This is a genomic window from Anaerotignum propionicum (genome assembly GCF_024461735.1).
Lineage (GTDB): Bacteria > Bacillota > Clostridia > Lachnospirales > Anaerotignaceae > Chakrabartyella.
This window is the reverse complement of the sequence record NZ_JANGAD010000002.1, coordinates 13,521-36,613: the sequence shown is the minus strand read 5'-3', so window position 1 is coordinate 36,613 and position 23,093 is coordinate 13,521. Positions and strand designations below refer to the sequence as shown.

The window sequence follows — 23,093 nt, the reverse complement described above, 5'->3', positions numbered from 1 at the left end:
TTACTAATTTTTATTGGATAAAACAGACCAAAATGGGGCATGGTATATTTTGGAATGAAATAGAGTTTATTGGTAAAAAAGCTCAAAAAATAAATGTACAAAAATACGTACAAAAACAATCTTTCATCCACCTGTGTTTTTTGGTTGAATTGTTTTTGAATAGAAACAATTAAGGTTTTGAATGGATTGTACTGTAATAAATTGTTTTGTTTTTTATACAAAAAAAATTAAGCGTAAGAATTTGTTTTAAGTCATTTTTAAGGAAGACTTTTCGTGAAATTGCATTGACTTTGTTAATTATTTGTGTTTTAATTAGTTTGAAAAGCATATTTTTAATTAAATTGTCTATGTACAAGAAAAAATACTTTACTTGTAGGACATCAAATTATTTTTCAGATTTTAAGGAGGAAAAGACCAATGGTACGTTTTGCAGACAGAATGAATCTTTTAACAGGCTCCGAAATCAGAGAGTTACTTAAGCTCACTGCACAGCCTGATATTATTTCTTTTGCAGGTGGTTTGCCTGCACCCGAATTATTTCCTGTAGAGGGAATGAAGGAAGCATCCATAAAGACTTTAGATGAAATGGGACGGGCTGCATTGCAGTATTCTACCACTGAGGGCTTTGTACCTTTGAGAGAAAAAATTGTAGCTAGAATGAAAGCAAAAAACAATATCGACACAGATGTTGATCATGTTTTGGTTACCAGCGGTTCTCAGCAGGGCTTGGATTTTTCCGCTCGTGTTTTCTTAAATAAAGATGACGTTGTTTTATTGGAAAGCCCTTCTTACTTAGGTGCAGTAAATGCGTTTAAGGCTTGCGAACCTAAATTTATTGAAGTTCCTACCGACAACAACGGTATGATTATGGAAGAATTGGAAAAAATTCTTGCAAAAACAGAAAATGTAAAAATGATTTATGTTATTCCTGATTTCCAGAATCCATCCGGTAGAACATGGACATTGGAAAGACGCCATAAATTTATGGAAATCATCACAAAATATGAAATTCCTGTTATTGAGGATAACCCTTATGGTGAATTGCGTTTTGAAAACGAAAACATGCCTTCTTTGAAATCTTTGGATACAAAGGGTCTTGTTATTTTCTTAGGAACTTTCTCTAAGATTTTGGCTCCTGGCTACAGATTGGGCTGGGTTTGCGCAGAAGAAAAAATCTTAGCAAAATATAACTTTATGAAGCAGGCTGCTGACCTTCAGGCATCCACTGTTGCCCAAATGGAAACAAATACATTCTTGGAAATGTACAGTTTGGATGAACACGTGAATAAGATCAAAGAAGTGTATGGCAAAAGACGTGATTGCATGTTAAAGGCTATGGATGCGCACTTCCCTAAGGAATGCACATGGACACATCCCGATGGTGGTTTATTTACATGGGTTGTATTGCCTGAATACATCAATGCAAAGGAAATGGCAACACAGTGCTTGGAAAAGAAGGTTGCTTATGTTCCCGGTGGTAGCTTCTTCCCCAATGGCGGACACGAAAACACATTCCGTATGAATTATTCTTGTATGCCTGAAGAAAAAATTGAAGAAGGCATCAAGCGTATTGGAGAAGTTATCAAAGCAAACTTGAGATAATCTTGTTCCTACGAACATACAAACCATAACTCTATATGCATAAAGCCCTCGTAGCTACCTCTGCGGGGGTTTTATGTCATTTGAGATTGTAAAGAGCTTTTGTTAAAATAACAAAGGCTTTTTTTGATGGGTTTACGGAATTTTGAATCCCAGTTTTGTATGTTCATTAAAAAAGAGGATAGATTCCTTTGCTAACGTGGAGAGGGTTATTCCCCTTATAAGGTTAGGGAAAGGGGATTTTGAATATTTCACTTGATATGTGCCCTGGGGAAAAAGTGAATTGCTTCACTGCATATTATAGTTCTATGCCTCTTTTTATGGGCATAAACTTTGTATGAAGGGAGGCGGTGCCGGTGGAACAAAAAGGTGCCGGAAGACAACTGGGTCTAAGCCTTTTTGGACTTTTCGTCTTTCTGCTGTTTTTGCCGTTTTTTTTACAAATGGGCGGCGGACGATGGCTTTTGGCGGAAGTACTACCGGGACAAGTATCCCATGGGGAACTGTCTACGCAAGGCCTTACGACTGGGCAGAAAGTTGCTGAGGATGGTCATGATGATGTTGCCGTCTGGGGTGTAAAAGATGTGGAGTTTCAGCAGAAGGGCGAAATTCCTAGCAATCAAAACAGCGTACATATAACGGCAGATGTCCTGAATAAAATGAAGGACTTTTCTTATTTAAAAAGCACTTTTTATACTGTGGATAGCAGAACATCTCTGCTAGAGGGAGATATTAATGTAGACGAAGCCCTTTCCATGGATTTTTCAATAAAGCCAACGATGAAGGAACCTAAAATTTTGATATTTCATACCCATACCAATGAGGATTTTGCGGACAGTGATATGTCCAAGGGACTTCAAGAGGGGATTTGCGGTGTTGGGGAGGAGTTAAAGCGTATATTGGAAGAGGACTACGGAGTCAGTGTACTCCATGATATGACTGTATATGATTCTGTGAATGGTTCTCTGAAAAGGGAGGGTGCTTATGAGCGCAGCGGCCCCGCCGTAGAGGAAATATTAAAGAAATATCCGTCTATTGAGGTTTGTATTGATCTGCATAGAGATGGTATTGATGAGAGCTTAAGACTGGTCACAGATATTAATGGTAAATCCACAGCACAAGTGATGTTTGTTAACGGCATTTGCCGATTAAATAAGGATGGGCACGCAGAACCTGTTTCGTGGCTGGAAAATAAGTACATCAAGCAAAATCTAGCTTTTAGTTTACAAATGAAAACATTGGCGGGGCAGGAATATCCAGGCTTTATCCGAAGGATTTATTTGAACCCATATCGCTTTATTTTACACTATATGCCCCGTTCTGCCTTGGTTGAAGTGGGGGCTCAGACCAACACAAAACAAGAAGCAATGAATGCCATGAAGCCATTAGCAAAAATCTTGGCAGATGTATTATTAAAGGATACACAGTAAAGTGAAATATTTGGGGGGAGGGGTGCCAATAAAGTTGGCACCCTTTTTAAATTTCAGGTCTGAATCTCTTAGGGTAATTTAGTGGCATCAGGATGATATGTTTATAACTGGCGAACAGGTACCAAAGAATGTAATTTATAAGAAAAGGATTAGTCATGGGAAAAAAGGTTTTTCTTTTGTTCTGAAAATAGGTTTTCCACATCTTTATCCCTTAAAGAAAACTTTAGGGGTTTTTTATTTGCAGTCAGAGGATATTTGGGGTAAAATATACAAAACTTTAAGGCTTAGTAAGAAGAATGAGGTAGCGTGAATAGGATTTACAATGAAAAAGAAGGAGAAGAAGAATGGAAAAATTACAGCAAAGCATCATCATATTTGACTTAGATGGTACATTAACGGATTCTGCCGAAGGGGTTATTCGCTCTGCACAGCATATGCAGGAGAAAATGGGCATTCCAAAATGGGCAGACGAAGATTTGAAATTTATTGTTGGGCCTCCATTAATAAAAACCTTTATAGAGGATTTTCAGATGAATCAGGAGGACGCCCAAAGGGCATTGGGATATTTTAGGGAACGCTATGCCACAGTGGGCCTATTTGAAAATAAAGTGTATGATGGCATTCCTGAAATGTTAGAGGAATTAAAGAAAAAAGGAAAGTGTTTGGTTGTTGCTACATCCAAAAAAGAAGAAACAGCGGTGCGGATATTGAAGCACTTTGAGATAGATGGATATTTTGACGTCATTGGCGGTGATAATCGAGAGGTGGGGCGTGACACAAAGGCCAAGGTGATTGAATATGTTTTGGAAACTCTGGGTGCAAAAAAAGAAGATGCGATTATGGTAGGGGATCGTAAGTTTGACGTGGAGGGTGCCCATTTGGTAGGCATTCCTTGCATTGCGGTGGAGTTTGGTTATGGAGGCAGGGCTGAATTTGAAGCTTGTGGAGCTGATTATATTGCAAAGACTCCGAAGGCAGTGGGGGAGTTGTTTTAGGATCATGGTTTTTAGAACAGTCGTAGAATTTTCAAGTCTACGACTGTTTTTAATAGATAGATATTTGTGCTTATGTTAAGGAACGGTGGGTAACAAAGCTACAGAGAAGAACCAATTGAAATAAAATATTAATTGCAGGTGGTTATTCTGCAATGTTTACAATTTTTAATCCTCTCTCTTCTGCAAATTGTATTAATTGAATTGTTTCGCTCTTTTTAGATTGTAATGCACAAATGCAATAAGAAGATTGTTCAATTATGTAACGATTCTGCTCATTTAAGAGTGAATGGCTAGTATTTTCTGTAATATAGATGATATTGTCTGCCTCACTTAACAATTCTTTTAAAAATTTTCTTTCTTCCGTATTCCATAAACTGTCCTGATTTTTACATGGGAGCAAAAAGATCAGTCGGATTTTCTTACCTAGTTCCTTTTTTGCGATAATAAAAGAAGCAGCTATTTGGTCAAACCCTAAAGTGCCTCCGCAAATGAAGGTACTGACTCCATTAGAGATACAATGACCAATCTCTCGGTCAAGGTCTAACAAAATTCTTTGAATGTTTTTTACTGGTAAATTTCTATTTCCAATAAAACAGCAAGTATGTCTAGGCATGATTTATCACCTCCTATATAAGCATACTTTATACTACTTTATATTATAAGTCAATGAAAAAGGGGATATAATGCTATTATTCTAATAGAGGTGATTTAGATGAAGCCACTGAAAGAGAAGGTTAGCATGACTTTAGATAGTGACATTATTGAAAGGATAAAGGAACTGGCTGAAAAAGATGACCGTTCTTTCTCTCAATATGTTAATCTTGTGCTTAGAAGGCATCTGGAAAAACATGAAGAGACATCGAAATCTTAATAGTTGTTGCTTAGTATATATTGAAATTTTTTACTTGAAATGATTTCCTATGTATCAAAAAACGCCCGACCCTTATGGTCGAGCGTTTTTTCATACATTCATATGTTAAAAACAGTGTATTTTAATTTTAAACCAAAGCGTTGAGATAAGCCTTATTTGCTTCAATTGCCTTAGTGGTAACTGCTTTTGCAGGTCCGCCGATAACATTTCTTGCCTCTACACACTGCTTTACGGAGATTGCGGCATATACGCTTTCATTAAATACTGGAGAAATTGCTTGATATTCGTTCAAGCTCAAATCGTCCAAATTTGTGTTATTCTGGATGCAATATAAAACCAATTTTCCAATAATCTCGTGGGCATCACGGAAGGGAACACCTTGCTTCACCAGCCAATCCGCAGCATCGGTAGCATTGGTAAAGCCGCCTTTAGCTGCCTCCAGCATATTCTGTTCCCGAACGGTAACGGTAGCAAGCATATTTGTAAATACGGGGACGCACATTTTTATGGTATCAATAGCACCGAATAAGGCTTCTTTATCCTCCTGCATATCTTTGTTATATGCTAAGGGTAAGCCCTTCATGGTGGTCAAAAGACCCATCAAATGTCCATAGACTCTACCGGTTTTTCCGCGAATCAATTCTGCCATATCGGGATTTTTTTTCTGGGGCATAATGCTTGAGCCTGTGGAATAAGCATCATCCAGTTCAATAAAGCGGAATTCGTGACTGCTCCAAAGAATAATTTCCTCGCAAAAACGGCTTAAATGCATCATCAAAATAGATAAATCAGATACCAACTCAACACAGAAATCACGGTCGGAAACACCATCCATGCTATTTTGGGTGATTGCGCTAAAACCCAACTGATTGGCTACGAATTCTCGATCTAAGGGGTAGGTGGTTGTTGCCAATGCACCACTGCCCAAAGGCAGTACATCGGTACGCTTGAAGCAATCTGTCAAGCGATCATAATCACGTTTGAACATTTCGATATATGCCAAGAGATGGTGTGCCAAAGTTACAGGCTGTGCTCTTTGTAAATGAGTATAGCCGGGCATGATGGTTTCCGTATTTTTTTCGGCTAAGGTATTTAAAACCTCCATCAGCTCCTTCACCAAGGTTTGGATTGTTAGGATTTCTTTTTTTGTATACATACGGGTATCCAAAGCCACCTGATCGTTACGGCTTCTTCCTGTATGCAAGCGTTTACCTACATCTCCGATACGGCTAATGAGAATGGATTCCAAATTCATATGGATATCCTCTGCCTTTTCGTCGAATGCAATTTCCCCTTTTTCAATGTCTGCTAGGATTTCTCCCAACGTTTTGATAATCAAATCCGCATCACCTTGGGGGATAATACCCTGCTTGCCCAGCATCGCCGCATGAGCCATACTGCCTGTAATATCCTCTTGATACATACGGCTGTCAAAGGAAATGGAGGAATGGAAATGGTCGGTAAAGCTATCAGTGGATTTTGTGAAGCGGCCGCCCCAAAGTTTCATAAATACGCATCCTTTCTTATTCATCCATAAAAACCAAAGAGCCTTGTCCCAAACCCAGTGAGCTTTTTGTGTTTCAAAGCATTTGGGTATGGGGCAAAGCCCCAAAAAGGTTTTTTGATTTATTTATTCTGGTTGTTTTGCAGCATCATAGCACGAACCTTCATGGACAAACCAAACAAGTTGATAAAGCCATCAGCATCTTTATGATTATACAGCTCTCCTGTTGTAAAGCTTGCGATAGATTCATTATACAAGCTGTAAGGGGAGGTTGCTCCTGCGGAGATGATATTGCCTTTATACAGCTTCATTTTTACAGAACCGGTAACGGTTTCGTTGGTATGGTCGAAATAAGCGCAAAGTGCTTCTCTCAAAGGAGTGAACCATTCGCCGCTGTAAACCAATTCTGTCAGCTTATTGCTTGCAACTTCGTTAAAAGACAAAGTTTTCTTATCTAAGCAAAGGTATTCCAATTCACGGTGTGAATAGTAAAGGATTGCACCGCCTGGTGTTTCATAAACACCACGGGATTTCATGCCAACCACGCGATTTTCACAGATATCAATGATACCGATGCCATTTTTCCCTCCAATTTCGTTGAGCTTTGTCAATAAAGCAATGGGGGACAATTTTTCGCCATTTACAGCAACGGGAATGCCTGCTTCAAAATCAACAGTTACATATTCTGGTACATCAGGTGCATTTTCAGGAGAAACCCCCATCTGCAGAAGATGCTCATAGTTAGGCTCGTTTGCAGGGTCTTCCAATTCCAAGCCTTCGTGGCTTAGGTGCCAGATGTTACGGTCACGGCTATAGGAATCATCCTTTTTCACTGGGAAAGGAATGCCTCTTGCTTCTAAGTAAGCCATTTCGTCTTCGCGGCTTTCCATACCCCATGTATCTAAACGCCAAGGAGCAATAATTTTTAATTCCGGTGCCAAAGCTTTAATGGTCAATTCAAAACGAACTTGATCATTACCTTTGCCAGTTGCACCGTGGCAAATTGCCGTAGCGCCTTCTTTTTTTGCGATTTCAACCAACTTTTTCGCAATAATGGGTCTAGCCATGGAAGTGCCCAACAGATATTTACCTTCATAAACAGCGTTTGCTTTAATACAAGGGTAAATAGCATCTGTAATGAATTCTTCTGTCAAATCTTCTATATAAAGCTTGCTGGCACCGGTGCGCAGTGCTTTTTCTTCCAAGCCATCTGTTTCCTTACCCTGACCTACGTCACCGCAAACAGCAATAACTTCTGCATCATAGTTTTCTTTTAACCAAGGGATGATAACGGAAGTATCAAGACCGCCGGAATACGCCAATACAATTTTTTCTTTCATGATAGGTTTATCCTCCTTATATTGAAAAACTGGATTCCAATGAATAATATAAATGAATTATACATAATAAGGGGATGAAATGCAATAGAAATCAACAAAAATAAAAAGAAATGAATTTTTTTGTATATTAATATTAAAATACTTATTGACCAAAGGCAACTTTTGTCCACTTTTAACGTAGAATTGAAATGATATTGTTGATTTAAGGGTTAGAACAAAATTAATTTAAGAAAACTTCATTTTTCGAGAGAATAAATAAGGGATGGCATGAAAGGTTTTCTTATAAATTATTAAAATAAATTTTAAGGAGTAAAAGATTTTTCAATAAATAAAATCGGTATATTTATGCAAAAAATGAATGCACAAAATGGCGAATATCGTTGTATACTTGATGAAATCTCCGGATTGCTCTTTGCTTCGTACATTTTTTATGATATGATATAAACTAGAAAAATATTGATTACGAAAGAAGACCGAATAAAGGAGGGTGTTGGATATGAAAGTTTTAACATTTAAGCGTGGCGGCAGAGTTGAGGTCGGTGTACTGAAAAATGACGGTTTGGAAGTTGTGCCTGTGAATTACTTGGGCTGTACTGCACATAATATGAATGAATTTTTAGATTTGATGACACCGGAAAAAGAGAAAAAGTTAGATAAAAACAAGGAACTGATGCGTGGTATCCCCATGCGAGAGGTGAAGGTGATTTCCCCCATTCCCGTGCCAAAACAGGATTTAATTTGTTTGGGGATCAATTATTATGCCCATGCAGAAGAGGCAGCCAAATTTCATGGCGAAGCCTTTGGCGGAGAAAGACCGGTTCCTATTTTCTTTTCCAAGCGTGTAAACCTTGCGGTTGCTGATGAAGAAATGATTGACGGACATTGGGATATAGTGGATGGCCTGGATTATGAGGTAGAGCTTGGGGTTATTATTGGCAAGGAAACAAAAAATGTTTCTGTGGCAGATGCCTTCGACCATATTTTTGGCTATACCATTATCAATGATTTTAGTGCTAGAAATTTACAGACAGCCCATAAACAGTGGTATTTTGGTAAAAGCCTGGATGATTTTACAGCCATCGGACCATGGATTGTTACGAAAAATGAGTTTTCAAACCCACCAGCTTTGGGGATTCGTTGCTATGTAAATGATGAATTAAGACAGGATAGTAATACATCTTTCATGATTACGGGAATTGCAGAGGTAATCAGCATGCTTTCTCAGGGGATGACCCTAAGAGCAGGCACGATTATTGCTATGGGTACACCGGCAGGAGTAGGTATGGGCTTCGATCCTCCTAGATTCCTGCAAAAGGGTGATGCGGTGAGATGTGAGATTGATGGGATCGGTAAAATCACCAATTTTATTAAGTAAATTTGGTGTAAATCAGATATAAAGGAGCGCGGCTCATAGAATGAATAAGTTGAAAGTAATGAGTGTTTTCGGCACAAGGCCCGAAGCAATTAAAATGGCACCCCTTGTGAAGGAATTGGAAAAAAACGAAGAAATCCAAAGCGTTGTTTGCGTAACAGCACAGCATAGAGAAATGCTGGATCAGGTTCTTGAGATATTTGATTTGCATCCCGCCTATGATTTGGATATCATGCAGACACGGCAGACCTTAGCTGGAATTACCACCCGTGCCTTATCTGGGCTGGAGGAGGTTATTGCCAAGGAAAAACCAGATATTGTTTTGGTTCATGGAGATACCTCAACCACTTTTGCCGGAGCTTTGGCTGCATATTATAATCAAACAAAAGTTGGGCATGTGGAAGCGGGACTGCGCACCTATGATAAATACCAGCCTTTTCCCGAGGAAATGAACCGTCGGTTGACAGGGGCATTGACGGATTTGCACTTTGCACCCACACCACTGGCGAAGGAGCATCTCTTAAAAGAAAATATCAATGATGATGGTATTTTTATTACAGGAAATACAGTGATTGATGCTTTGGCTCATACCATTGAAGAGGAATATACCTTTTCAGTGGAGGAATTGAACCACATTGATTTTCAGAATAAGCGAGTTTTAGCCATGACTGCCCACAGAAGAGAAAACCTTGGGGAGCCATTGGAAAATATTTGCCGTAGTGTAAAGCGGTTGGTTGAAGAGTATCCTGATGTGGAGGTTGTTTATGCTGTGCATAAAAACCCCGCAGTCATGGAGCCTGTGAATAAAATCCTTGGGGAAACGGAAAGAATACACTTGACGGAGCCTTTGGATTTAAAAGATATGCATAACCTGATGTGTCGTTCTTATTTGGTGTTGACCGACAGCGGTGGCTTGCAAGAAGAGGTTCCTTCAATGGGCAAGCCTGTTTTGGTGCTTCGCAATGTAACCGAGCGCCCAGAGGGTGTAGAGGCCGGCACACTACAGCTTGTTGGTACCGATGAGGATACCATTTACTCTGCTGCAAAGGAGCTTTTGGATAACAAGGCCGCATATGAGAAGATGGCTCAAGCCAAAAATCCTTTTGGGGATGGGCAGGCTTCCAGACGTATTGTGGAGAGTATTTTATTCGCCTTTGGCAGAACAGGGAAAAGACCCGATGAATATAATATTTGCATCAATCCCAAGGATGAGGAGGAACAGGCGATGAAGGAAGAGCGTATGGCAATTTTGGGCATGCTGGAGAGAGGCATTATCAACGCAGACGAGGCAGAACGTTTATTGATTATTCTTCAGAGCAGCAATGGCTTTGATAAGGATGGTATTGGCAAATCGGTAGAAGATGTTTTTGGCAAGGCGGGAGAGGCTTTGAATTCCGTTGCCAAGGCAGTTGGCGAAAAAGCAGAAAAAATTCAGCCAGCTATGAAAGATATGGCCAATAAAGTTTCTGAGAAAGCAGAAGATATTGAACCTGCTGTTAGAAGTGCAGCATTCCGTATGACGGAAATGATGGATGGTTTTATGGCAGATGTGAAAAATTACCGCGATAAAATGAAAGAAAAAAAGGAAAGAGATCAAGCTGAGGACTGGGACGAAGAAGATGAAATGGAAACTGCTGAACCCACTGAAGAGGAAGAGGCATATGCAAAAAATGTAGAATCTGTTCTGAATTCATTGCAGATGCAGCTCAGCCAGATTGATGATGCGGAGAATTTTTTGAAATCAACCTTTGGGGATGCTGATATGGGCTCTTGGGAGGATGACGAAGAAGAGACAGAGGCTTCCAAGAAAGAAGAATCAAAGGTGGAAAACCAAGAGACAGAAGCACCTAAGGAAGAGGATCCTGAGGATAATAAGGAAGCAAAGCCTGAGGGCGATAACTAATATAGAATTCTAAAACGAAGAGAATCAAACAAAAAGATATACTTTGTTTAGTGATACAGAAAAGCACTCATTTAGTCAATGAGTGCTTTTTTCGTTTTGTTCTTTGAAAATCGTAATATGTAAAAGTGCAATAGCCCATATATATGAGTTATCGTTTTCAATGAAAAAATAAAAAGAGATATAAAAAGTATAAAGCCCGTATTGCAATATTTCGCAAATCGGGCTTTTTCTAATCTCATTTTTCACCCTGCAACAACCAGTGAATGATTTTAGGTTTATTGGATTCTATGATCATCTTTCAACTAAATCATCCATCATATCGTCAATAACTTCTTCAGCTTTGACTGCCATTTTTCTACCTTTTTTCATAACCTTGCGGTAAGCTTTTTGATCTTGCACCATGTAAGCAATACCTGCCATTGTTGCCATACCGCCAATGAAAAGACCTGTTGTAAATTTATTCATCATTTATATCCCTCCTTTTGACTTAGTATGCGAAGAACAAAAATTTTTATGATAAAAGCATAATAAATATGAAGTAGAAATGATTGGAAATAAAAAAATAAAAAATGCCCCTTTGCAAGAAATCAGCAACGGAGCATTTATTATGAAATAAAACATGAAAGATTTTATTCTCCTAAATCATGAAGGAAAAGGCCGCTTCTTAACTTTGGTTCAAACCATGTGGACTTAGGTGGCATAATCAAATCTGCATCTGCCACATTCATCAATTCTTCCATAGAGGTGGGGTAAAGGGAAAAGGCAACCTTCATTTCACCACTGTCAACACGTTTTTCCAGCTCGGTTAAGCCACGAATGCCTCCCACAAAATCAATACGTTTATCTGTACGTGGGTCTCCAATGGCAAGGAGGGGTTCCAAAACCTCTTTTTGCAAAATGGACACATCCAAGCTCAAAACAGGATCATTAGAAATCAAATTATTGTTGGTAACCAAAGAAAACCATTTACCATCCAAGTACATACCAAATTGGTGAGGCTTTTCAGGATGCAATTGACCTTCAACAGAGTAAGGTGTGACTACGAACTTCTCCGTTAAAAGAGCCAGAAATTCTTCGGAAGAGTGGCCGTTTAAGTCTTTTACAACACGGTTATAATCCATAATTTTCAGCTCATCTGCTGGGAAAAGTACAGAGAGGTAATAATTAAATTCCTCGTCTCCCGTATACAATTCCTTTTCTGCTCTTCTTTTTAGCCCAACCTTTACCGCTGATGCATTTCTATGATGACCATCAGCAATGTAAAAATGCTCAAGCTTGCGGAAGGAATCCACTAAAATTCCGATTTCTGTATCGCTATCTATTACCCAAACACTATGACCAATGCCATCTTCTGACACAAAGTCATAAACAGGGGGATTAGCAGCCTTCCAGCCATCCATAATGGTCTTAGCTATTTCGTTTCTTTTATATGCCAAAAAGATAGGACCTGTATTTGCGTTTAGGGTATCCACGTGGCGAATTCTATCGGCCTCTTTATCCGCGCGGGTAAGTTCATGCTTTTTGATGGTACCATTTAGGTACTCATCAATAGAAGTGCATGCAACCAGACCTGTTTGGCTTCTGCCATTCATAGTCAACTGATAGATATATAAATTAGGAAGCAAATCTTGCATAAAAACGCCTTGTGCAATCATACTTTCCAAATTTTCTTTTGCCTTTGCATAAACGGCATCACTATAAACATCGATACCTTGGGGTAAATCTACCTCTGCTTTATCAATATGCAAAAAAGAATAAGGTTTTCCATTCACCATTTCTCTTGCTTCTTCACTATTCATAACGTCATAGGGCAGAGCTGCCACATCCTGGGCATAGTCTGCCTCGGGACGTATTCCCATAAAGGGTCTGATGGTAGCCATAATGTTTCCTCCTTATTTCAATAAGCGTACTTTGATTACGCTGTTAATGGCATATAAATCTCTAATCAATTCATCTTCATTTTCGGGAAGACTGTCACAAACGATAATGTTATATGCCAACTCTCCTTTAGAGTTATTTACCAATTTATCAATATTAATACTGTATTTTGTAAAGACAGCACCTAGCTGCCCAATCATATTGACAATATTTCTATGGGAAACAGCGATACGGGGTTTTCCATTATAAGGTACGGTGCAGTTGGGGAAATTAACGGAATTTTTCACATTTCCGTAGTATAAATAATCCCGCAGTTCTTCGGCTACCATGATGGCACAATTTTCCTCAGATTCAGGGGTGGAAGCACCGAGGTGAGGAGTGACAATGATATTTTCGTTCCCTAGGAGTTCCTTCTCAGGGAAGTCAGTGATATAACGGGAAATAATACCCTGATCTAAAGCTGCTTTCAGAGCTTCATTATCAACCAAACCTCCCCTTGCAAAGTTTAACAAACGTGCGCCCCTTTTGGTTTTGGAGAACAATATTTCGTTATAGGTGTGCTTTGTTTTATCGTTCAAAGGAATATGTAGCGTAATATAGTCGCTTTTTGCCACAACATCCTCGATGGAGTCTGCTTTTTCCACAGAGGGGGAAAGATGCCAAGCGGATTCGAGAGAAAGGTATGGGTCATAGCCAACCACATCCATGCCCAAGTCCAGAGCGGCATTTGCAACCAAAACACCGATGGCGCCTAAGCCGATAACCCCAAGGGTCTTGCCCAAAATTTCAGGACCTGTGAAGTTTTTCTTACCTGCTTCGATATCCTTTTCCAAGGCATCACTTTCGCAAATGGTCTGTACCCATGCCGAGCCATCAACAATACGGCGGGAGGATATGAACAAGCCTGTTAGAACCAGTTCCTTTACAGCATTGGCATTACCGCCAGGTGCATTGAAAACGGGGATACCTCTTCTTGAACACTGATCCACAGGAACATTATTTGTTCCCGCACCTGCACGGGCAACTGCCAGTAAATTGTCGTTTATGGGCATGCTATGCATATCAAAGCTGCGCAAAATAATTCCATCGGGATTTTCTGCGGTGTTATCTATATGAAAGTGCTTCTCCGACAGCTTTCCCAAGCCTGTGGGAGCAATATTATTTAATGTACGTATTGTAAACATGATACTCTCCTTATTTGTTTTCCATTTCAAATTTTTTCATAAATGCCACCAGTTTTTCCAAGCCTTCCACAGGCATTGCGTTATACATGCTTGCCCGCATACCACCAACGGTACGGTGCCCCTTGAGGTTCACAAAGCCAAGGGCATCTGCTTCCTTAATGAATTTTGCGTTTAATTCATCTGTTGGCAAAATAAAAGGGGCATTCATCAAAGAACGATCCTTTGGAACAACGGTGCCTTTGAACAGGGAAGATGCATCCAAAAAGTCATAAAGCAAGGAGGCTTTATGCTCGTTTATTTTCTGAATGGCTGCTACGCCCCCTTGGCGCTTCACCCAGTCAAAAACAAGCCCCATAAAATAAATGCCATATGTGGGTGGCGTATTATACAAGGAATCATTTTCCGCATGAATATCATAGCGGAGCATGGTAGGTGTAAAATCCATGGCGTTACCTAACAAATCCTCACGAATAATGACTACGGTAACCCCAGCAGGGCCTAGATTTTTTTGTGCACCTGCATAAAGCAAGCCGAATTTTGTAATGTCAATTTCCTCTGACAAAATGGAGGAGGACATATCACCCACTAAAGTTACATTTCCCGTATTGGGCAGTTCTGTCCAACGGGTGCCGTAAACGGTATTATTCAAAGTTATGTAAAAATAATCTGCATCGGGGTCGAATTTGGAAGAATCCAACTGGGGAATGCGGTCAAAGGTGGTTTGAGCAGAGGACGCCACAACATTTACCTGTCCGTATTTTTTTCCTTCTTCCGCAGCTTTTTTTGCCCATTGCCCAGTAATGACGTAATCTGCTTTTTTATTTTTATTCATCAGGTTTAGAGGAACCATTGCAAACTGCGTGGAGCCGCCACCCTGAAGAAACAGAATTTTATAGTTATCGGGAATATGCATCAATTCTTTTAAATCAGCTTTGGCTTTTGCCAAGATAGACTCAAACATTTTAGATCGATGGCTCATCTCCATAACTGACATGCCAGAGGAAGGATAACAAACAAGTTCACGTTGTGCTTGTTCTAATACTTCTACGGGTAGCATGGATGGTCCTGCTGAGAAATTGAATACTCTTTTTTCCATAAATAAGCCTCCTAAAATAATTTGTTATGGGACATTTGCCGTCTTGTCTCTATGGTGCGGGCAAATGTGCAAATTTAGTCTTAGAAGAATTATAACACCTTAACGGGAACCGTCAACATAAAAGAGGGAATTTCTTTGGATGCAAAGCTTTTTTGGAGAAACGGGCAAAAAGCAAGATGGGTTTTGTGAAATCTTTGGCAAAATGCACAGAGAAATGTAAAAAAAATCATTTGAAAATGGTTGGAAAACATAATATAACACAATAGCACGTTTTTGTACAAAATGCAATATACTTCAAAGAAATTTACCAAAATAGCGGAATCATAGGGTTTTTACTCTTGTATTCAAGAGAAACGGAATATAGCAGTTTACTAGGATTACCAATAAATGCTTTGTTGAAAGATTTCCAGATTGGATTCTAACTGCTTAAAATCAGACTGCTTTGTTATTATCTGCAGAGATAATATAAAGTTTTTGGAAAGATTGGAAGAAAGTTTTGCGTTGTTCCTTCATAATGTTATTAAGAAAGGGGGCGGACAAATGAAGGGAATAATTTCCGTCAAAGAAGGTATTAAAATTGGCTGTTTGTGTGCTGTGATTGGAATATGCGTTTGTGTAGCTGCTGTGGGTAGTAATAAGAAGGTTGCGGTGATGCTTCCTGTAGACCAAAAGATCATCATTCTGGATGCAGGGCACGGTGGCTGGGATCCCGGGAAAACAGGTTCCTTGGGAAAAGATGAAAAAAATATTAATTTGGCGGTTATGGAGAAACTACAACAATATTTGGAGCAGGGTGGAGCTACGGTTTTTATTACAAGAGCAACAGATGAGGCATTGGGAAGTAAAAAAAAGGCTGATATGGCAGAACGTAAAAAAATTGCCAATGAAAGCAGCGGTGATATTTTGGTAAGTATTCATCAAAATGCTTTTCCATCTACTGGGGCAAAGGGCGCCCAAGTTTTTTATCACAAATCCAGTGAAGATGGAAAAAATTTGGCAGAATTGATTCAGGAGCGGTTAAAAGCAAATGTAGATAGTGAAAACCAGCGATTAGCCAAGCAAAACAGTGATTATTACATATTACGTACCACTGAGATTCCATCAGTCATTGTGGAGTGTGGGTTTCTTTCCAACCCTTCAGAGGAGCAGCTTTTGAACGACGAGGCGTATCAAACAAAGCTGGCATGGGCAATTTATTTAGGTATTATTGATTATTTTTCACAAAAGGATAGCGTTTGATGATTTTGTTTACAGGTTGATGAAAACAGGCTATAATTGGTATCAAAGGCTTATAAGCTTGGAAAATTACGCATTGGTGAAATAACTGTCAGTATATATGGATACCGAATGATGGTGAATTACCCTTGTTTTTAAAATAAGGAAGGAATAGAACATGGAAAATGGATTCGAGAAATTGGGCTTATCCTCTGTTTTGGTGGAAGCATTGGCAAAACAAGGAATAGAAACACCCACAGAGATACAGAAGCACATGATACCCTATATTCTATCGGGCAAGGATGTGATTGGTCGTTCCGAAACGGGTTCGGGAAAAACGTTAGCATATCTTTTGCCTATTTTTCAGCGCTTGGATTTGGGGGTAAGAGGTGCCCAAGCAATTATTTTAACCCCAACCCATGAGCTGGCGGCTCAGGTATTTCATCAGGCTGAACTTTTGGAGGAAAACAGTGGACTGGATATTGGCTGTATGCTTATCATTGGTTCCGCAGGACCTCAGCGTCAGTTGGAAAGATTAAAGGAAAAACCACGCATTCTCATTGGTTCCACCGGGCGAATTTTAGATTTTATTAAGCGTAAAAAAGTTCCTGCCCATTTGGTGAAAACCATTATTTTGGATGAAGGTGACCGTCTTTTGGAGGATGGGAACTTTGATGATGTGGCAAACGTAGTGAAATCCACGCTAAAGGAGAGGCAGATTGTTTTGCTTTCTGCCTCTGTTGACGAGGAGACAAGGGAGCGTAGCAAAAAGCTGATGAAGGAAGATGGTCTGTTTGTTGAGGCTAAAACAGGCAGTTTGGTTCCCCAAGGCATTGCCCATTATTATATTTTGGCTACTCAAAGGGACAAGTTTTTACAACTTCGAAAAATTTTAGCAGGAGAAAAACCACAAAGAGCTATTGTTTTTATAAACAATCCTGAAAATATTGAAGTTACGGTGGATAAGCTTTGTTTTCATGGCATTAAAGCTGCAGGAATTTACGGCAAAGCCGCGAAGCTGGATAGAAAAAACGCTTTAGAGGATTTTCGCAATGGCAGGGCAAATGTATTGGTGGCTTCGGATATTGGGGCGAGAGGCTTAGATATTGAAGGGGTGACACACATTATCAATATGGATGTGCCTGAGGAGCCCAGTCATTATCTACACAGAGCAGGGCGTTGTGGCAGAAAAGGGACAGAAGGCACTGCTATTACCTTGGTTACACCCTACGAAAGACGTTGGGTGCATAAATATGAAAAGGTGTGGGGGCTTCGGTTTGTGCAAAAAGAAATGGCCTTTGGAAAATTGGTAGATAGTACCATGACCAAAAAAGATTTAGATAAACCACAAAAAACAAAAAAATTAAATGATGAGGATTTTGGCGAAAAATCTGAGGCTTGGGCAGACAAGCCAAAAAAGGAGACGAAAGTCACGCATAAGCTTGCACTGAAAGGGAAGGATAAAAAGGAGCCTCAAAAAGAGGAATTAGGTTTTTTCGCAAAAAAAGCAAAAAAACAGGCAGAAAAAGCTAAAAATAAACTTCAAAATCAAAAAAAATAATTGTTCTAACGCCTTTTATAGGGTATGATAGATAGGAAAAAAGATTTATTTGAGGAGGTACGAATTATGAGTGACAATTGCGGATGCGGATGTGGATGCGATCACGAACATGACCACGAACACGAAGAAATGGGATTGGAAACAATGTTTTTAACATTGGATGATGATACTGAATTGGAATGCGGCATTCTGGGTGTATTTGAGGTTGAAGGTGTGGCGGACAAGCAGTTTATTGCCTTAATGCCTTTGGAAGATGAAACCGTATTGCTGTATGAATACAAAGAAGTTGGCGAAGAAATCGAGTTGGAAGTTATCGAAGAAGATGAACTTTTTGACAAAGTTTCTGCTGCATTCAATGATTTGTTTGAGGACGAAGACGAAGAATAAAATTAGGATACAATCCTCAGTAGGGGTGTCGGCTTTGCCGGCACCCTAGGCTTTACCTGAAATTTAGAACAATGGGAAAGGTTTTTTATTTTTTAAGAAAAATAAGAAAAGCTCATTGTCTTAACTAGGAGGTAACAATATGTTAGCAAAAAAAATAATGCCTATTATGCTGGCAGCAGTAATGAGTTCGGCTATGTCTCTTACTGTGTTTGGAGCTTGGCAGGATGGAAATCCTTTAGTTGCCCATGCTTTGGGTGAATCTCGTGGGAAAATCGAGACAAATGCAAAGGAAGCATTTTTGGAGTCATGGGGAAGTGGTTTTCGTGCCATGGAAGTGGATTTTACCTACACCTCTGATGGAGTTTTGGTTGCTCGGCATGATTTTGAAGCTGATGGCTCTTATTACCGCTTGGAACAGGATGCAAAGACACCCTTAGTGATGGATCGAAATACGTTTCAAAGTACTAAAATTTGCTTTGACCAGACACCGCTGACCGCTGTGGATGTATTAAGCTTAATGGTGGAATATCCTGATGTTTATTTGATTACAGACACAAAGGATACAGATAAGGCTACGGTGGAAAGGCAATTTAAAGATTTAAAGCAGATTGCTGAGGCCATGGAACAGCCACAAATTTTGAATCGGATTATTCCTCAAATTTATAACGAAGAAATGTATGATTGGGTGAAGGAGATTTATCCTTTCCAAGAGTGGATATATACACTTTATTTAAATTATTATCCTGATTATCCAAAGATTGCAGAATTTTGCGAAGCAAAAGGCATTGGGACAGTTACTATAGAGAATGCTCGTGTTACAAAAGAAGTGGTTGATACCCTTCACGCAAAAGGAATCAAGGTTTATGCCCATACTATTAACCGTTATAAACAGTTTGAAGATTTGTTGGCGTTGGGGATAGATGGAATTTATACCGACCGCATTAAGCCTTATGAATTAAAATGGGTTGGACTTTCTGACAGCAGAAAGTTGGAGAAAAAAGTTGTCGCCTTGGGTAGTGAAGAAGTTACTTTAGATACCATTAATATTTTTAATGAGGACTATGTTCCTTTACGTCAGCTTGCTGGACTTGGTAAGAAATTTGATGTGCAATTGGACAGTCAAAATGCGAAATTGATTTTAACCTCAGGAAAATCTTTTTCATCTTTAGGAAATGAACTATTGATGAATCAAAGTGGAAATTTAAAAATGGAAAAAACAAAGTTCCGTTTGATATATAATAATAATGAAACAAAAATTCATCCTATTTTAGTGGATGGTGAGGTATATTTGCCTTTAACTGCAATGACACAGCTTTTGGGCTTAGGTGCACAATAGGATGCCCTTGACAAGGGGTGTAAAACGTGCTACTTTGTAATGGAAACGAATCATATTTTTGCTGGGGGTGCCGTGTTCGGCTGAGAATCAAGCAAACAGCTTGTTACCCTTTCTACCTGATCTGGATTATACCAGCGTAGGGAAGCGTTATACTTCAAAATCAGGCGCAGCAAACGAGAAATCGTGGCTGCGCTTTTTTATGAAAAATACCTTGTTTTGTTGGGTGCGCTTTCGGGATAGGAAAGTCTTGCATCGGGATAGAGGCCCTTAGCCACATTTTAAAAAGGAGAGAATCTATCATGAAAACAAGAAAGCTTACAATTTCAGCAATGTTTATCGCCATTGGTGTACTGGCAGGAAATTTGATTTACATACCTGTGGGTGCTTCTAAGTGCTTCCCCATTCAACATACCTTGAACATTTTGGCGGCGGTGCTCTTAGGCCCTGTTTATGGTGTGGTGAATGCTTTTTGTATTTCCTTGCTCAGAAATTTTATGGGAACAGGGTCTTTACTGGCTTTCCCAGGCAGTATGGTTGGAGCACTATTGGCAGGATACATATTTAAATTTACCAAAAACAATTATTTAACGGCAGTGGCAGAAGTATTTGGAACGGGGGTTTTAGGCGGTCTTTTGGCAGTACCGATTGCTATTTTTGCCATGGGCAAAGCAGTAGGTGCTTTGGCTTACGTTCCTGCCTTTTTATTAAGCTCTTTCGGGGGCAGCATTGTGGCAGTTTTACTATTGCAATCTGCATATTTTGTAAAGACAGTCTCAAAAACATCTTAATCTTTTGGAGGTTGATAGAATGAAGCACGTTTTAACAATAGCAGGCTCGGATACTTGTGGAGGCGCAGGCATACAGGCAGACTTGAAAACTTTTTCCGCCCTAGGAACCTATGGCATGAGTGTCATCACGGCGGTGACGGTACAAAATACGCAAGGGGTTTTTGGCTGTCAAGACATAACCCCTGAGATTATTCGGGGACAAATAGATGCCATTTATTCTGATATTGCAGTAAGTGCTGTAAAAATAGGCATGGTATCTCAAATTGAGACCATTCATGCCATCGCCGATAAGCTAATGGAGCACCAAGCAAAAAATATAGTGGTTGACCCTGTTATGATTTCAAAAAGCGGCTTTGATTTGATGCAACCCGAAGCAAAGGATATATTGATTCAGCGTTTGATTCCTCTGGCCTATGTAGTGACTCCAAACCTTCCTGAGGCAGAGGTGATCACAGGCTTGAAAATTGACGATTTATCCTCGATGGAAGCTGCGGCCAGAGAGATATTTGCAATGGGAGCACAAAATGTATTGATTAAAGGCGGTCACCTAGAGGGAACCGCTACGGATTTGTTGTTTGACGGGGAGAAGATAACTTTGCTGCATTCTGACCGTATTGAAACGAAAAATACCCATGGTACTGGTTGTACTTTATCCTCTGCCATTGCGGCAAATTTGGCAAAAGGCAAAAGTGTAGAGGAAGCTGTGAGTATTGCTAAGGATTATATCACTGTGGCAATTGCCCATAGTTTGGAGATTGGGAAAGGGGTTGGTCCCACAAACCATTTTTATGAGTTATATCATAAAGCGGGAATTTGGGATGAAGTGAAGGATTGAGAAAGTAGATAAAAAGAGTAGCTTTTGCATTACCATTATTTTTTAACAGTGCTAGCACTATCAAAATTATCATGGCTACGTCTGTGATTAGAGTTACTGGTATAGCTATGGAAATGTTTTTATGCTCCAAAAATCTGGTGACAAGTAGTATTGCAATGGTTATAAGGAGTAATACTGATTTTATTCTTTCTCTGGTCATAGGAATACCTCGCTAAAATAATCGTTCGTATCTAGATTATAACATAAGAGTTGTCTTTGACAATTCAAATCACTACACATTTTCTCTTTAGAGAAACGGGGGCGTGGCTGAACAAAAGCCACGCCTTAGTGTTATTTCTTACCAACAGTCTTATTAATAGATTTTTCATTGTTTTTTTCCCCATAGAGGAATATAATGAAAAACGACTCTGACGATTTTTGTAGAAAGGACGTTTTTTCCCTTATGGATAAGAAATTATGGAGATTGTATTTTAAAACATTATTGTTTACCTTGATGGGACTATGTGGGGTATTAGCAATATTGTACGGAATTTTTATGTATATGGTTGGTGGATTAAACCGTCAAAGCGTTGATGAAGGTTCTCTTTCGGTAAATGAAAACTTAAGTGTATATGGGAATCAGGGAATTATGAATATTGCTTTTTATGGCATTGATTCTCAGGATGAAGGGAACAAAGGGCGTTCCGATGCCATTTTGATTGCCTCTGTGAATGGCAAGACGGGCAAAATCAAGCTGATTTCTATTGCAAGAGATACATATGTTGATGTGCCTGATCATGGGAAGACAAAAATAAACCACGCCTATGCTTATGGTGGCCCTGAATTGGCAATTCAAACAATTAATGAGAATTTCCATTTAGATATTAAGGATTATGTTTCCGTTAATTTTGATTCTTTGGCAGATGTAATCGATGAATTGGGCGGTGTTGATTTGGAGGTCAGCGAGGCTGAACGCAAGCAAATAAACAATTATCTGTTAAAAGGTGAAAAATTGCAAGAATCTGGACAAGTGCATTTGACAGGCCCTCAGGCGGTAAGCTATTCTCGAATCAGAAAAATTGATGGAGATGTGATGAGAGGGGAACGTCAGCGAAAGGTTTTGGAGTGCCTATTTAAAAAAGCATTGGAAATCAATCCTTTAGCGTATCCTTCATATGTAAGAAAGTTTGCTCCTATGGTGGAAACCTCTTTAAGCAATGATGAAATTTTAAAAATTGCTTCTGTTGGAATGAAGAGTGGTGTTTCTTTGGAACAGGCAGGTTTGCCGAATGAGAATATCAAAGCCGGTGGCCAAACCATTAAAGGGGTATGGTACTATGTATATGATATTGAGCAGGCGGCAGATATGATTGAAGATTTTATATATCACGATATTCCTTTTGACCAATATGGGAAGGATATGGCTGAAGAAACAGACGCAACAGAGTGAAAATTGTGAATTATTTATGAACATGTTGCAGAAAAATCTTGAAAACAAGTGACAAAAAACGATATTTAATTTTTAAAGCCAGTTTGATCTTTCAAAAGTTCAATAAACATATAAAAATAGTAGGTATTTTTTGTGCAAAGTGATAGATGGTATTTGGCTGAGAGATTTTATCAGGAAAAAATGGAATTGACAAACCATGAGAAATTAGTATAATGAAGAATAACTTAACATTATTGAAAAAGGCTGCGAAAAGAAGAGTACATTGTGGATGATTTTACAGAGAACCTCCTATAAAGCTGAGAAGGAGGAAATTCAGAAATGGTGGAAGATGGTCTTGGAGCTGCGCACCGAGAGGTTTATCCTTTAGGCT

The 23,093-nt window shown here is 39.3% G+C and carries 20 protein-coding genes, 1 riboswitch and 1 other annotated feature (1 of these 22 only partly in view); of the genes, 13 read left to right on the top strand and 7 right to left on the bottom strand.

Annotated elements, in window-relative coordinates; translation table 11 throughout:
* The first annotated feature begins 417 nt into the window (after positions 1-417).
* The 3 genes from NE558_RS02745 (at position 418) to NE558_RS02735 (ending at position 4,024) form a co-directional block, all read left to right on the top strand.
* Positions 418-1,602: a PLP-dependent aminotransferase family protein gene (locus NE558_RS02745; RefSeq protein WP_256148387.1), complete on the top strand. Its 1,185-nt coding sequence runs from the start codon at positions 418-420 to the stop codon at positions 1,600-1,602.
* Between the two features lie 353 nt (positions 1,603-1,955).
* Positions 1,956-3,029: a stage II sporulation protein P gene (gene spoIIP / locus NE558_RS02740; RefSeq protein WP_256148386.1), complete on the top strand. Its 1,074-nt coding sequence runs from the start codon at positions 1,956-1,958 to the stop codon at positions 3,027-3,029.
* Positions 3,030-3,373: 344 nt separating this feature from the next.
* The gene (locus NE558_RS02735; RefSeq protein WP_256148385.1) at positions 3,374-4,024 is read left to right on the top strand and encodes an HAD hydrolase-like protein; all 651 of its coding nucleotides are present in this window, start codon (positions 3,374-3,376) and stop codon (positions 4,022-4,024) included.
* 142 nt (positions 4,025-4,166) lie between these two features.
* Here NE558_RS02735 and NE558_RS02730 read toward each other — a convergent pair whose 3' ends face one another.
* Entirely contained in the window at positions 4,167-4,637 is a 471-nt protein-coding gene (locus NE558_RS02730) for an SLOG family protein (protein WP_256148384.1), read from the bottom strand.
* A 99-nt stretch (positions 4,638-4,736) separates the two neighbouring features.
* Here NE558_RS02730 and NE558_RS02725 point away from each other — a divergent pair, with 99 nt between their 5' ends.
* Positions 4,737-4,895, top strand: a complete 159-nt coding sequence (locus NE558_RS02725; RefSeq protein ID WP_256148383.1) for a DUF6364 family protein — start codon at positions 4,737-4,739, stop codon at positions 4,893-4,895.
* A gap of 127 nt (positions 4,896-5,022) precedes the next feature.
* Here the strand turns inward: NE558_RS02725 and argH are convergent, their stop codons facing one another.
* Positions 5,023-6,402, bottom strand: coding sequence for an argininosuccinate lyase (gene argH / locus NE558_RS02720; protein ID WP_256148382.1), 1,380 nt, complete (start codon positions 6,400-6,402; stop codon positions 5,023-5,025).
* 119 nt (positions 6,403-6,521) lie between these two features.
* Positions 6,522-7,739 (bottom strand): argininosuccinate synthase, encoded by a 1,218-nt coding sequence (locus tag NE558_RS02715; protein WP_256148381.1) that lies wholly within the window; start codon positions 7,737-7,739, stop codon positions 6,522-6,524.
* Between the two features lie 496 nt (positions 7,740-8,235).
* Here NE558_RS02715 and NE558_RS02710 point away from each other — a divergent pair, with 496 nt between their 5' ends.
* Complete coding sequence (locus NE558_RS02710; protein ID WP_256148380.1) at positions 8,236-9,114, top strand: fumarylacetoacetate hydrolase family protein; 879 nt, start codon at positions 8,236-8,238, stop codon at positions 9,112-9,114.
* A 40-nt stretch (positions 9,115-9,154) separates the two neighbouring features.
* Entirely contained in the window at positions 9,155-11,014 is a 1,860-nt protein-coding gene (gene wecB / locus NE558_RS14725) for a non-hydrolyzing UDP-N-acetylglucosamine 2-epimerase (protein ID WP_330643374.1), read from the top strand.
* A gap of 291 nt (positions 11,015-11,305) precedes the next feature.
* Here wecB and NE558_RS02700 read toward each other — a convergent pair whose 3' ends face one another.
* The 4 genes from NE558_RS02700 to serC form a co-directional block, all read right to left on the bottom strand.
* Positions 11,306-11,482, bottom strand: coding sequence for a hypothetical protein (locus tag NE558_RS02700; protein WP_157881692.1), 177 nt, complete (start codon positions 11,480-11,482; stop codon positions 11,306-11,308).
* Positions 11,483-11,643: 161 nt separating this feature from the next.
* The gene (locus tag NE558_RS02695; RefSeq protein WP_256148379.1) at positions 11,644-12,894 is read right to left on the bottom strand and encodes a DUF1015 domain-containing protein; all 1,251 of its coding nucleotides are present in this window, start codon (positions 12,892-12,894) and stop codon (positions 11,644-11,646) included.
* A gap of 12 nt (positions 12,895-12,906) precedes the next feature.
* The gene (locus NE558_RS02690) at positions 12,907-14,076 is read right to left on the bottom strand and encodes a 3-phosphoglycerate dehydrogenase family protein (RefSeq protein WP_256148378.1); all 1,170 of its coding nucleotides are present in this window, start codon (positions 14,074-14,076) and stop codon (positions 12,907-12,909) included.
* Positions 14,077-14,086: 10 nt separating this feature from the next.
* The gene (gene serC, locus NE558_RS02685; RefSeq protein ID WP_256148377.1) at positions 14,087-15,172 is read right to left on the bottom strand and encodes a 3-phosphoserine/phosphohydroxythreonine transaminase; all 1,086 of its coding nucleotides are present in this window, start codon (positions 15,170-15,172) and stop codon (positions 14,087-14,089) included.
* Positions 15,173-15,712: 540 nt separating this feature from the next.
* Between serC and cwlD the strand changes: the two genes are divergently transcribed.
* The 7 genes from cwlD to NE558_RS02650 all read left to right on the top strand — a co-directional run bounded on the left by cwlD (position 15,713) and on the right by NE558_RS02650 (position 22,723).
* Entirely contained in the window at positions 15,713-16,411 is a 699-nt protein-coding gene (gene cwlD, locus NE558_RS02680) for an N-acetylmuramoyl-L-alanine amidase CwlD (RefSeq protein WP_256148376.1), read from the top strand.
* Between the two features lie 154 nt (positions 16,412-16,565).
* On the top strand, positions 16,566-17,948 hold the full coding sequence (locus NE558_RS02675) for a DEAD/DEAH box helicase (protein ID WP_256148375.1): 1,383 nt from the start codon (positions 16,566-16,568) through the stop codon (positions 17,946-17,948).
* A 66-nt stretch (positions 17,949-18,014) separates the two neighbouring features.
* Entirely contained in the window at positions 18,015-18,335 is a 321-nt protein-coding gene (locus tag NE558_RS02670; protein WP_256148374.1) for a DUF1292 domain-containing protein, read from the top strand.
* Positions 18,336-18,474: 139 nt separating this feature from the next.
* Positions 18,475-19,671, top strand: coding sequence for a glycerophosphodiester phosphodiesterase family protein (locus tag NE558_RS02665; protein ID WP_256148373.1), 1,197 nt, complete (start codon positions 18,475-18,477; stop codon positions 19,669-19,671).
* Positions 19,672-19,724: 53 nt separating this feature from the next.
* Positions 19,725-19,831, top strand: a riboswitch (TPP riboswitch).
* 139 nt (positions 19,832-19,970) lie between these two features.
* A complete protein-coding gene (gene thiW / locus NE558_RS02660; RefSeq protein ID WP_256148372.1) occupies positions 19,971-20,459 on the top strand; it encodes an energy coupling factor transporter S component ThiW in 489 nt (162 codons plus the stop codon).
* 19 nt (positions 20,460-20,478) lie between these two features.
* Positions 20,479-21,294, top strand: coding sequence for a bifunctional hydroxymethylpyrimidine kinase/phosphomethylpyrimidine kinase (thiD, locus tag NE558_RS02655; protein ID WP_256148371.1), 816 nt, complete (start codon positions 20,479-20,481; stop codon positions 21,292-21,294).
* A 442-nt stretch (positions 21,295-21,736) separates the two neighbouring features.
* Positions 21,737-22,723: an LCP family protein gene (locus NE558_RS02650; protein WP_256148370.1), complete on the top strand. Its 987-nt coding sequence runs from the start codon at positions 21,737-21,739 to the stop codon at positions 22,721-22,723.
* Positions 22,724-22,959: 236 nt separating this feature from the next.
* Positions 22,960-23,093, top strand: a binding site (T-box leader) (it continues 124 nt past the right edge of the window).

Excerpts from the sequence above, each read along its gene's own strand:
- NE558_RS02745 (WP_256148387.1), top strand. The coding sequence starts at position 418 with ATGGTACGTTTTGCAGACAGAATGAATCTTTTAACAGGCTCCGAAATC.
- NE558_RS02735 (WP_256148385.1), top strand. The coding sequence starts at position 3,374 with ATGGAAAAATTACAGCAAAGCATCATCATATTTGACTTAGATGGTACA.
- NE558_RS02730 (WP_256148384.1), bottom strand. The coding sequence starts at position 4,637 with ATGCCTAGACATACTTGCTGTTTTATTGGAAATAGAAATTTACCAGTA.
- NE558_RS02725 (WP_256148383.1), top strand. The coding sequence starts at position 4,737 with ATGAAGCCACTGAAAGAGAAGGTTAGCATGACTTTAGATAGTGACATT.
- argH (WP_256148382.1), bottom strand. The coding sequence starts at position 6,402 with ATGAAACTTTGGGGCGGCCGCTTCACAAAATCCACTGATAGCTTTACC.
- NE558_RS02715 (WP_256148381.1), bottom strand. The coding sequence starts at position 7,739 with ATGAAAGAAAAAATTGTATTGGCGTATTCCGGCGGTCTTGATACTTCC.
- NE558_RS02710 (WP_256148380.1), top strand. The coding sequence starts at position 8,236 with ATGAAAGTTTTAACATTTAAGCGTGGCGGCAGAGTTGAGGTCGGTGTA.
- wecB (WP_330643374.1), top strand. The coding sequence starts at position 9,155 with ATGAATAAGTTGAAAGTAATGAGTGTTTTCGGCACAAGGCCCGAAGCA.
- NE558_RS02700 (WP_157881692.1), bottom strand. The coding sequence starts at position 11,482 with ATGATGAATAAATTTACAACAGGTCTTTTCATTGGCGGTATGGCAACA.
- NE558_RS02695 (WP_256148379.1), bottom strand. The coding sequence starts at position 12,894 with ATGGCTACCATCAGACCCTTTATGGGAATACGTCCCGAGGCAGACTAT.
- NE558_RS02690 (WP_256148378.1), bottom strand. The coding sequence starts at position 14,076 with ATGTTTACAATACGTACATTAAATAATATTGCTCCCACAGGCTTGGGA.
- serC (WP_256148377.1), bottom strand. The coding sequence starts at position 15,172 with ATGGAAAAAAGAGTATTCAATTTCTCAGCAGGACCATCCATGCTACCC.
- cwlD (WP_256148376.1), top strand. The coding sequence starts at position 15,713 with ATGAAGGGAATAATTTCCGTCAAAGAAGGTATTAAAATTGGCTGTTTG.
- NE558_RS02675 (WP_256148375.1), top strand. The coding sequence starts at position 16,566 with ATGGAAAATGGATTCGAGAAATTGGGCTTATCCTCTGTTTTGGTGGAA.
- NE558_RS02670 (WP_256148374.1), top strand. The coding sequence starts at position 18,015 with ATGAGTGACAATTGCGGATGCGGATGTGGATGCGATCACGAACATGAC.
- NE558_RS02665 (WP_256148373.1), top strand. The coding sequence starts at position 18,475 with ATGTTAGCAAAAAAAATAATGCCTATTATGCTGGCAGCAGTAATGAGT.
- thiW (WP_256148372.1), top strand. The coding sequence starts at position 19,971 with ATGAAAACAAGAAAGCTTACAATTTCAGCAATGTTTATCGCCATTGGT.
- thiD (WP_256148371.1), top strand. The coding sequence starts at position 20,479 with ATGAAGCACGTTTTAACAATAGCAGGCTCGGATACTTGTGGAGGCGCA.
- NE558_RS02650 (WP_256148370.1), top strand. The coding sequence starts at position 21,737 with ATGGATAAGAAATTATGGAGATTGTATTTTAAAACATTATTGTTTACC.